General features: G+C 41.0%; 11 protein-coding genes. 4 read left to right on the top strand and 7 right to left on the bottom strand.

Annotation, left to right across the window (positions count from 1 at the left end; translation table 11 throughout):
- Positions 1-127: 127 nt before the first annotated feature.
- The 3 genes from C200_RS15810 to uvrA form a co-directional block, all read right to left on the bottom strand.
- The gene (locus C200_RS15810) at positions 128-319 is read right to left on the bottom strand and encodes a hypothetical protein (RefSeq protein ID WP_059372630.1); all 192 of its coding nucleotides are present in this window, start codon (positions 317-319) and stop codon (positions 128-130) included.
- The gene (locus C200_RS16750) at positions 246-500 is read right to left on the bottom strand and encodes an IS630 transposase-related protein (protein ID WP_052133282.1); all 255 of its coding nucleotides are present in this window, start codon (positions 498-500) and stop codon (positions 246-248) included. Before C200_RS16750 ends, C200_RS15810 begins: the two co-directional genes overlap by 74 nt.
- A 252-nt stretch (positions 501-752) precedes the next feature.
- Positions 753-3,572: an excinuclease ABC subunit UvrA gene (gene uvrA, locus C200_RS10425; RefSeq protein WP_016211666.1), complete on the bottom strand. Its 2,820-nt coding sequence runs from the start codon at positions 3,570-3,572 to the stop codon at positions 753-755.
- 372 nt (positions 3,573-3,944) lie between these two features.
- Between uvrA and ssb the strand changes: the two genes are divergently transcribed.
- Positions 3,945-4,673, top strand: coding sequence for a single-stranded DNA-binding protein (ssb, locus tag C200_RS10420; RefSeq protein ID WP_016211664.1), 729 nt, complete (start codon positions 3,945-3,947; stop codon positions 4,671-4,673).
- A 411-nt stretch (positions 4,674-5,084) separates the two neighbouring features.
- Here ssb and C200_RS10415 read toward each other — a convergent pair whose 3' ends face one another.
- A complete protein-coding gene (locus C200_RS10415; protein WP_016211555.1) occupies positions 5,085-6,443 on the bottom strand; it encodes an anti-phage deoxyguanosine triphosphatase in 1,359 nt (452 codons plus the stop codon).
- A 74-nt stretch (positions 6,444-6,517) separates the two neighbouring features.
- Between C200_RS10415 and C200_RS10410 the strand changes: the two genes are divergently transcribed.
- A complete protein-coding gene (locus C200_RS10410; RefSeq protein ID WP_032126677.1) occupies positions 6,518-7,081 on the top strand; it encodes a FimV/HubP family polar landmark protein in 564 nt (187 codons plus the stop codon).
- A gap of 70 nt (positions 7,082-7,151) precedes the next feature.
- On the opposite strand, the gene C200_RS16560 is transcribed toward C200_RS10410, so the two are convergent.
- Genes C200_RS16560 through udk form a run of 3 tightly spaced genes read right to left on the bottom strand, consistent with a single transcriptional unit; the run spans position 7,152 to position 9,177 of the window.
- Entirely contained in the window at positions 7,152-7,283 is a 132-nt protein-coding gene (locus C200_RS16560) for a hypothetical protein (RefSeq protein WP_016211560.1), read from the bottom strand.
- The gene (locus tag C200_RS10400) at positions 7,276-8,505 is read right to left on the bottom strand and encodes a NupC/NupG family nucleoside CNT transporter (RefSeq protein WP_016211557.1); all 1,230 of its coding nucleotides are present in this window, start codon (positions 8,503-8,505) and stop codon (positions 7,276-7,278) included. Before C200_RS10400 ends, C200_RS16560 begins: the two co-directional genes overlap by 8 nt.
- Before the next feature lie 45 nt (positions 8,506-8,550).
- Positions 8,551-9,177 carry a uridine kinase gene (udk, locus tag C200_RS10395; RefSeq protein WP_016211554.1) on the bottom strand — a complete coding sequence of 209 codons (627 nt, stop codon included), beginning with the start codon at positions 9,175-9,177 and terminating at the stop codon, positions 8,551-8,553.
- Positions 9,178-9,326: 149 nt separating this feature from the next.
- Between udk and C200_RS10390 the strand changes: the two genes are divergently transcribed.
- Both C200_RS10390 and C200_RS10385 read left to right on the top strand, forming a co-directional pair.
- Positions 9,327-10,514 (top strand): methyl-accepting chemotaxis protein, encoded by a 1,188-nt coding sequence (locus tag C200_RS10390; protein ID WP_016211556.1) that lies wholly within the window; start codon positions 9,327-9,329, stop codon positions 10,512-10,514.
- A gap of 10 nt (positions 10,515-10,524) precedes the next feature.
- On the top strand, positions 10,525-10,718 hold a 194-nt coding region (locus C200_RS10385), incomplete at its 3' end, for a hypothetical protein (protein WP_033923764.1).

Below are 10,718 nucleotides of genomic sequence, written 5' to 3'. Positions count from 1 at the left end.
CCCGAACCTACCTCGGCCTACTCACCCCGTGCTTAGCACTCCATGGCTCGCAGCGTTCGAAGAAAGTATCACTGTAGTATCGAAGATCTTTTTTTAGAACATCTACATTATGTCAATTTATAAGGTTTTAGCTATAACAACGCATTCCTTTCTGGGAGTAGCCTCGCTTTCTTGGCATATCTGTTGCAAAACCACTTTCATCTAAATAAACAATGGGTCGATCATAGCCGGCGTAGCGCTTGATTTTATTCTGGAAGCTTGTACGTGTATTTTCGTTGGCTTTTGGATGTTTTAGTGTTTTTTTTACAGCTGATTCCAAGGAAATTCAACCAATGCTGAATACAGTGTTGACTTACACCAAAACGTTGCGCACGTTCCCATTGATAACTATCCGGATGATTTCTTACATCATTCTTTAGCTCTTCTAAGTTAATCGCTCGAGGTTTTGGTGCCTTCTTTTTTATTTCTATTCTTGTATTCCATCGAAACAGCGTCCTCATTGAAACGCCAAAGAGCTATGAAACTTAATAATCAATTGTATGCCCTTTCTTTTCTTTTAACTTAAAGACCTTCCGTCTGAATTCAACTGGATATCCCATGACATATTCCTTATTTAATTCTACAATTATTCAATAAATTATTATGCCATATATTTAGTATTTAGCTATATTATGTATAAATATATAAATAACAAATACAGTAAAATTCCATTCAAATTATTAGTTGTTTTTATATAAATTAATTGTTAATACTTAATTAAGCATCCCCACCAAAAACTGACCAGTATATGAGCCTGGCACCTTAGCCACATCCTCAGGTGTTCCAGCCGCAATAATTCTCCCTCCCCCATCACCACCTTCAGGGCCAAGGTCAACAATCCAGTCTGCCGTTTTAATGACATCTAAATTATGCTCAATAACAACAATACTATTACCACGCTCTTTTAAGCGACTCAACACATCCAATAAGTGCTCAATATCATAAAAGTGCAAACCCGTCGTCGGCTCATCAAGAATATATAACGTTTGCCCAGTATCTCGCCGTGATAACTCTTTAGCTAACTTTACTCGCTGTGCCTCACCACCAGACAATGTCGTTGCACTTTGACCTAATTTAATATAGCCAAGCCCGACATCCAACAACGTCTGCGCTTTACGAGCAATGCTCGGCACTACTGAAAAAAACTCACAAGCATCTTCAACGGTCAGATCCAAAGCTTCGTGAATGTTCTTGCCCTTATAGCGTACTTCTAAAGTTTCACGGTTATAACGCTTACCGTGACAAACATCGCAAGATACATAGACATCTGGCAAAAAGTGCATCTCAACCCGAATCACACCATCACCTTGGCATGCTTCACAACGCCCCCCTTTGACATTAAAACTAAAACGGCCTGGCTTATAGCCACGTGAACGCGCTTCTGCTGTCCCTGAGAATAAGTCTCTCACCGCAGTAAAAATTCCAGTATAGGTCGCCGGGTTCGATCGCGGCGTGCGACCAATCGGACTTTGATCAATAGCAACCACTTTATCTAAATACTCTAAACCACTCACACTCTCATAAGGCGCCGGGTTAATTATTGTTGCACCATTAAGCTTACGCGCAGCAAGAGGATATAGCGTCTCATTAATGAGTGTTGACTTGCCCGAGCCAGAGACACCGGTAATGCAAGTAAATAGCCCTAAGGGAATCTCTACACTGACATGATGTAAGTTATTACCACAAGCCCCTGTGACTGTTAGCATTCTTTCAGAATTCACCTGGGCTCGCTGATTCGGCACATGAATTTTACGCTTGCCAGATAGGTACTGGCCGGTTAATGAATGCGGTGATTTCATAATCTGCTTCGGCTTGCCCTTTGCAATCACATGTCCACCATGCACACCTGCGCCCGGCCCCATATCAATGACATAGTCAGCCAAACGAATTGCATCCTCATCATGTTCAACCACAATCACGGTATTACCAAGATCACGTAATCGGGTCAATGTTTTTAGCAAGCGTTCATTATCACGCTGATGCAAGCCAATCGAAGGTTCATCGAGAACATACATCACACCGACTAAACCTGCACCGATTTGACTAGCCAGACGAATGCGCTGCGCTTCACCGCCTGACAAAGTATCCGCACTGCGCTCCAAGGTTAAATAGTTCAAACCAACATTAACAAGAAAACCTAAACGCTCACCAATTTCTTTTTGAATTTTGAGTGCAATCGCCTGACGCCAACCGGTAAATTCTAAACTGCCAAAAAAATCATAGGCTTTTTCTATCGACATTTTAGCAACAACGGGCAAAGTCACTTCATCAATATAGACATGGCGAGCTTCCTCACGCAAGCGCGTACCTGCACAAGCTTCACAGGCATGCGTAGATAAGTACTTTGCCAGCTCATCGCGCACCGCGCCGGAATCAGTTTCATGGTAACGGCGCTGCATATTCGGTAATATCCCTTCAAAGCTATGCTCACGAGTTTGCACTGTTCCTGCACGCCCTGGGTAATGAAAAGGAAGTATTTCCTCACCTGAACCATAAAGAATAATTTTTTGGACTTTCTTACTTAGTTTTTTAAAAGGCTTCTCAGTATCAAATCCATAGTAATCTGCCAATGCGGTTAATAAATTAAAATAATAATGATTTTGACGATTCCAGCTACGAATCGCTCCACCCCCTAGACTTAACTCTTGATCAACAACAACTTTATCTGGGTCAAAGGTACTTTGCACACCTAAGCCGTCACAACTTGGGCACGCCCCCACTGGGTTATTAAATGAAAATAACCGTGGTTCCAACTCTGCAACACTATAGCCACACTGTGCACAGGCTAACCGCTGTGAGAACACTATATTCTCACCCTTATCGATTAAATAAGCCGTTGCTATACCATCAGCAAGATTTAATGCTGTTTCCAGTGATTCAGCTAAGCGTACATTAATATCATGACGAACTTTTAAGCGATCAACGACCACATCAATATCATGTTTCTGCGTTTTCTTCAGCTTAGGGGCTTCATCTAACTCGATAATCTCACCATTAAGCCGTATCCGCACATAGCCATCAATGCGCAATTGCGTCAACAACTTCTCATGAGTACCCTTACGGCTAGTAACCACAGGAGCTAAGACCATCAGCTTAGTCCCTTCCTCCAAAGTCATCAGCTGATCAACCATCTGACTGACTTCTTGAGCTTCCAAACTCACCCCATGTGTAGGGCAACGTGGCGTGCCGACACGCGCAAACAATAAACGTAAATAATCATAAATTTCTGTCACTGTGCCCACCGTTGAGCGTGGGTTATGTGAGGTTGACTTCTGCTCTATAGAAATCGCTGGAGATAAGCCTTCAATATGATCAACATCTGGTTTTTCCATCATCGATAAAAACTGACGCGCATACGTCGACAATGACTCCACATAACGGCGCTGACCTTCCGCATAAAGCGTATCAAAGGCCAGTGATGACTTACCAGAGCCAGACAGGCCAGTCACCACAACCAGTTGATCACGAGGTAAGTCAAGATCGATATTCTTTAAATTATGGGTTCTCGCCCCACGGATTTCTATTTGTTTCATTAAGCCCATCTTCAACTTTATAAATCTTGCATCGCAACCTGCTACTATAAGCTGAGTTTGGCAGAAGGTAAACGCCTGTGTAATCTAGCTCAAGCTACCAACCTGCCACTATCATCATTAAGCGCATTTATTGGCAACTCAGTTAGTGCTATACTGTCTGGCCGACCCAACTCGGTTGGCGAAGTATTTTACTTTTTAATTTAACTGCACTTATGGTAATTTTGATAATCTGACTTAGAATTAATCGCAGTGGCAATCAGACACATATAGAGCATAGCGCTATGACAAAAGAGTTTAAGATAGGCAAGTTAAGTTAGGTTAACATCAAAGCTAAAGAATAATTTACACATAAATCAAAGGGGAATCATCACTATGGCTCGCGGCATTAATAAAGTCATCATCGTTGGTAATCTAGGGCGTGACCCTGAAGTTCGTTACACACAATCCGGTGATGCCATCGCCAATATCACAGTTGCAACTTCAGAAAGCTGGAAAGACCGTAATACAGGCCAACAACAAGAAAATACTGAGTGGCATCGTATTGTGCTATTTCGTCGCTTAGGTGAGCTTGCCGGCGAGTATCTACGTAAAGGCTCCCAAGTCTATATTGAAGGTAAGCTGAAAACCCGCAAATGGCAAGACCAAAGCGGTCAGGATCGTTATACCACGGAAATCGTCGCCGATAACATGCAATTTTTAGGTGGGCGCAATGATACGATGAATAATAACTTCCAAGGAAACCAAACTAGTTCAACTAGCTTTCCAGCCGCGGGAAATAACAACAGTAGTTTCCAAGCTAGCTCCAATAGCTTTGGCCAAAGTGACAACAACAATACCACGCAAAAACCTGTGGTGAACAACTTTAGCAGCAATAACAATACCAATGCGACACCACAAAACAACAGTTTTAACGGCAGCATGCAGCAGCAACAGTCAAGCCCTAATAACAGTAGTGCACCTATGCAACAAAATATTTCACCACCACACTTGCAACAACACCAAAACAGTCAACAATCATCATCAAATAATACAGCGACTCCAGCAACAAATAAGGCCCATCCAGCAAACTTTGATGATTTTGATGATGATATTCCGTTTTAACTTCTCTAATATGTAAAAACCGTTAAAATACAGTAACAGTATAAGCCCACTATAATAGCTGGGCTTTCCTGAACTTTTTTAACGCCCACCCTGCTATCTCATATTTAATTAAATTTCTGCGATATAAGTTATTCTTTTAACTCTCAAAAAAAGCGCAAAAATCACGCTTTTTCTCGTAAGCGTCGCTACCTCGGTAGGACTCTACGGTTCGTATAGATTTTTAGACACTCGTTACGCTTGCTACAGACCTAACGGCCTTTCGCAACTCCGCTCTGCTAAAAACCCGAACCTACCTCGGCCTACTCACCCCGTGCTTAGCACTCCATGGCTCGCAGCGATTGAATAGAAGAAGCTGGTAATAATCAGCTCCTTACAATGAGTTTAGATGCTGGTTAGCTCTCTCCCCTCTTCTCAGTAACGATCGAAAATTGAACCAGCCCGTGGAATAAAAAGCCGTTCATATAATCGAGTAGCATACTCATCTGTCATTCCTGAAACATAATCAGCGAGCACTCGCATCTGCTGTGCTTCTGATTCAGCCTGCTGCCAGAATATTAAATTCTCTTGTGGCAGTAAACGGCTTGAATCAGACGCTAAAGCCTCAAACAATCGCAAAATAATTTGCTGGCCACGATATTCTAAAGCCTGTAAACCATGACGATTGATAAAATGAGTTTTAACTAACTCTTTAAGCTGTTGAAGAATATCAGCCACCTCTTGAGGCAAAAATGCCTGATAATCAAACAAAGGATCGTTAAAAAGCTGTCGCTGCTCAATTTCAACTGAGCTAATAAACGCATGAACCAATGCACCAATCATTTGCTTACGTTGATAGCTTTCAGCAAATAAGTCATGAGAAATTGATTCTAAATTAAATTGCTTGGCCCAGTCAGAGTCATTAAATAAGTGAGCTACTTCTTCCCATAAATGCGCGCTGATAAATCCTAAAAAAATAGCATCCTCTAAATCATGAACAGCATAAGCAATATCGTCTGCCAAATTTAATAATGTCGTATCAAAGCCAGCATATTTAGGTAAGTAATGCATGTTTTCATAATTAGCCTGCCCACTTACACTCATAAAACGCTGTTTTTCATCCGCTAAGAGTGCATCTAAAGCCCAATCAACAACTTGAGACTCATCATCAAAAAAGCATTTAGGCGGTAGCCACTCATGCACACGAATAGCCGTTGTATCATTTAGCTTTGGCTCCGGCGGATAGTGGCCACAGGCTCGGCTATAAGGCGCAGGATATTTTAAAACACCCAATAACGTCCGCCGTGTCATATCCAAACCAAACCCAGGGGTAGTATGCGTAGTTAAATGGGATAGCAATCGCAGAGTTTGACCGTTTCCTTCGAATCCACCATCAGCACGCATTAAGTAATTTAACGCTTGCTCCCCCCCATGGCCAAACGGTGGATGACCAATATCATGAGCTAAACCTAAAGTCTCTATTAAAGCAGTTTCTGGAAAAGGAATGTACTCATCTTGCGTGTGATAACGCCTTTTTAAATTATCAACTAAGCCTGCACCAATTTGTGCCACTTCCATTGAATGAGTCAAGCGACTACGATAAAAGTCACTATCTCCTTGGCCTATAACCTGTGTTTTGCCTTGTAAGCGCCGAAACGACAATGAGTGAATCAAACGTGCGCGGTCACGCTGATAAACACTCCGTGTATCACATGGGCGTTTGGTTAGGTGATCAGAGCGACGTTGCTGCCAAAAACCTATTTTTTTTATCTCTGCTTGATGATTATGATTCATTGGTTCTACACACTATACTATCTATAAATAAATATAAAAATACCCTACGCTGTCACAAGACCTAAGGAAAAGTCATGAGACATTTACTGATTTACATATTACTTCCAAGCTTAAGCCTATTTAGTTTACTTACTTTATCTAGCTTCGCTTACCAGTATGGTCCCGTCAAGCCAGGAGAAACGCTCTGGAGCATTGCCAAGAAAGTTCGACCTAACACCTCAGTATCTATCACTAAAATGATGCAAATGATTCAAAAAAACAACCCTCATGCATTTAAAAATAACAGCGCAAGCAGTCTGATGGAAAATACCACACTCATTATTCCTACAAGAACCACAACAAACCAGTTAAAACCTGAGCAGCTTCAATTAACACGCACAGAACAACGTCAACAATTATTACGTCAACTAGCTAAAAATAAACAACATGTATCAACACAGAACATCACTAAGCTCAAAGAAGAGCTGAAGCTATCAAAAATCCGCTTTAAGAAAATCGAAGATCGCAACCAAGAATTATTAAAAAAAATGCAAAAGCTACACTTACAGTTACAGAAACTGCAAGCTAAAATGCTCAAGGCAAGTGAACAAAGGCATAGCTTAAATACCCATACGACTCAAAATAATTCAGATTCTTAATCTAAAATAACACTCAGCAAATTAAGCGACCTATCGTCGCTTATCGCTAGAGCCAGATTTTCAACTTAAATTACTTGATTGTGTAAAAGTGATAAAGCACAACAATCACAAGAATCGCAACCACTAGAGCAGTTAAACGCTGTAATAGTGTTACTTTAGGTTTATGATATTTTTTTTCTTGATTATCACTATGTTCAGACATACAGCATTCCTACAATGGTCCCAGTCATACAAGTCGAAAGTGTTCCAGCAATCACCGCTCGCACTCCCAAGCGCGTGACCTCCTGACGACGCTCAGGAATTAACGCCCCATAAATGCCTATCATAATACCTATACTTCCCAAATTTGCAAAGCCACATAAAGCATAAAGCATCATTAATTGAACTTTTTCTGATAATAATGAACTCACATGCACAAATTCACCATAAGCAACAACTTCATTAAGGATCATCTTCGTGCCTAGTAATGAGCCTGCCACTTGTGCTTCCTGCCAAGGTACTCCCATCAGCCAAGCAACGGGAGACATTAGCCAACCTAAAACACGCTGCAGCGATAAAGCCTGACCATCAACATAAGGCAGTAAGGCTAACGCCATATTCAATAAATAAATTAAAGCCAGAAAGCCAATTAACATAGCAACCACCGTCACCAGTACCTTTGCACCATCCATAATACCAACAGAAATTGCATCTAAGGTACTGGCCGCTTTAGCAAACTCAGCCTGCCCCCCAACTGAGACTACCTCTGTTTCCGGCACCATCACCCGAGATACCGTTAAAGCAGCAGGCACACTGATCAATACGGCCATAATCACATGGCCAATAACATTTGGAATGATCGGTCCAACAATACTGGCGTACAACACCATGACAGTTCCTGCAACACCTGCCATACCACAAACCATCAATGAGAATAATTCACTATGGGTTAAGCGCTTTAGATAAGGCCGAATCACCAGTGGGCTTTCATTCATACCAATAAAGACGTTAGCCGCTGCCGCAATCCCTAGCGTTCCGCCTATACGCATTGTCTTTTGAAAAACCCATGAAAATACACGAATAATCAGAGGCAAAATCCGCCAATGGAACAATAGAGCACTAAGAGCACTGATTACAATCAAGACAGGTAGGGCCTGCAAGGCAAGAATAAAGCCAAGATGGCTTTCTGCAGAAGGTGATGCTAGGCCACCGAACATAAAGCCCACCGCTTGTTGTGTTGCTGCAGTCACCGCAATCACTCCTTGATTGACCCACTGGAAAATCTCAGTAATAACAGGAACTTTTAGTAAAATTAGAGCAAATACAAACTGCCAGAATAAACCCAATAAGATTAACTTTAAAGACACATGCTTGCGATTTTCACTCAGCCCCCAAGCAAATAAATAAAAAACAATTAAACCTAAAACACCATGGAAGCCACTCATCAATACCGATCTCTTTCTTTACTTTATTTATATTTTTAATAACGCTTATTCTTCTAAAAGCTCACGCATTTTTGCTTTAATTAAATCAATTGCAATACGGTTTTTGCCACCTCGAGGAACAATCACATCTGCATAACGCTTCGACGGCTCAATAAATTGCAAATACATCGGCCGTACTGTTTCTTCATACTGTTGAATGACAGACTCAATAGAACGGCCTCGACCAATCACATCACGTTTAATACGTCGCAAAATACAAAAGTCCAAGGGTGTGTCCATATAAATACGAATATCCATTAATTGGCGTAATTCTTTATCTGTCAGCAACAAAATTCCTTCCAAAACAACAATACTTTGACCACCAACTTTACGTGTTGCCTCTTCCCGTGTATGCGTTACATAGTTATATTGCGGAATCTCAACAGACTCACCATGGCGCAGTTTTTGTAAATGCTCTTTTAATAACTCATGATCAAATGCATCAGGATGATCATAGTTTGTCTGTTCTCGAATATGAAAAGGAATATCTGATTGGTCATTATAGTAAGCATCTTCAGAGATTACTGTCACACGTTCTGAGCCAATTTCGTTCACAATCGTCGAAGCTAATAGACTTTTCCCTGATGCTGAGGCCCCTGCAATACCAATGATAATCGTACTTTTTTGCCCCATAAACAACCTCACAACAGCCTTAAATAAATTGCGCCATTATACTCAAAATTTATAAAAAAAAGCTAGATTAATCTCTAAAAAAGCTAGTTTTATACTATGCTTTTTGTTAGGAGCGTATTGATCTGCATAACCCCCAGGAGCCCTGCAGTATGAAGAGACTGGCAGCAAAAACAAAAATACAGCTTGCTATTTTAGGTAACTCACTGTTAATCCTTGTTATCTGGGCAGTCATTTCACAATCAAGCCTTTTTGAATCTACTATTACTGCAACTATTAGCTCTGCTGCAATCATTAGTGTTCTATATGCGTTAGTTAGCTCAAAAATTATTTTACGCCCAATAAAAAAACTTATAGAAAACTTTGGCCACTCCCATCTATTTGAAGACCAAAAACCTTCTAACAATGAAGTCGATTTTTTAGAGCAACTTCAACATTCCCTATCAAAAACACATCAGGACATTGCAAAAAACATTAACGATCTTTATGGCGATCTTTATAGTATTTTTGAAAAAACCGACCGTTTACTTACAGAAGCCCGCTCAGAAGGAAAAGATACTGAAGCTGAAAAACAGCTAATTGATAATATCATGCAAATTTCAGCCGCTATCAATGAAGTTGAGGCCTCTGCTCAAAATGCAACAAATGCAGCCCAAGAAGCGAGCCAAAAAGCACAAGATGGTCAAAATGTCGTTGCAAAAACAACAAGTGCAATCAATAACCTATCTAAAGAAGTAACCGCAGCTTCCGAAGTGATCGGCAAGCTTGCTCAAGATAGTGAGGGTATCGGCACCGTTCTTGATGTTATTCGTGGTATTGCTGAACAAACGAATTTGCTCGCTTTAAATGCTGCCATTGAAGCTGCACGTGCTGGTGAACAAGGCCGAGGGTTTGCTGTCGTTGCAGATGAAGTCAGAACATTAGCACAAAGAACTCAGCAAGCCACTCAAGAAATTCAAGAAATGATCGAAAAGCTTCAATCCAACGCTTCTGATGCCGTAAACACTATGGAACATGGCCGAAACAGCGCTGATACCAGTGTACAGCAAGCTGCGGAAGCAGGGAAATCTCTTGACTCAATTACTGATGCAGTTAAAAAAATTATCAGCACAAATACCACTATTTTCAGTGCAGCAAAAAACCAAAGCGAAATTACCCAACGCCTCAATGAACAGTTGAAAAAACTCACACAAGAAGAAGTGAGTGAAGAGACCAGTGCTGCCGCTGAAGCAATACAAGAAGACCTCAACCGCATTGCCTTAAGAATGGAGCGTCTTAGCTTAAAACTTGAAACTGTTGACAGTGACTGTGACGTCCAAGTCATGAGCTTAGAAGAATAGGTATCCTATTATGAAGGAGCAAGAATGTAATACAAATATTAATATTAATATCAATATTCATGTTACGGATATTCAACGCCCTAAAGTCACAGTCACTCGAAAACCACACACAGAAATCAAAATTGATGCTCAAAATTCAGAAACTGCCAGCCATATTAAGCTAGATGAGCCTGTAGAAGAACAAGCGACAGCAGAAGCCGCTGC

The organism is Piscirickettsia salmonis LF-89 = ATCC VR-1361 (genome assembly GCF_000297215.2).
Taxonomy (GTDB): domain Bacteria; phylum Pseudomonadota; class Gammaproteobacteria; order Piscirickettsiales; family Piscirickettsiaceae; genus Piscirickettsia; species Piscirickettsia salmonis.
This window is presented reverse-complemented; position numbering and strand designations above follow the sequence as displayed.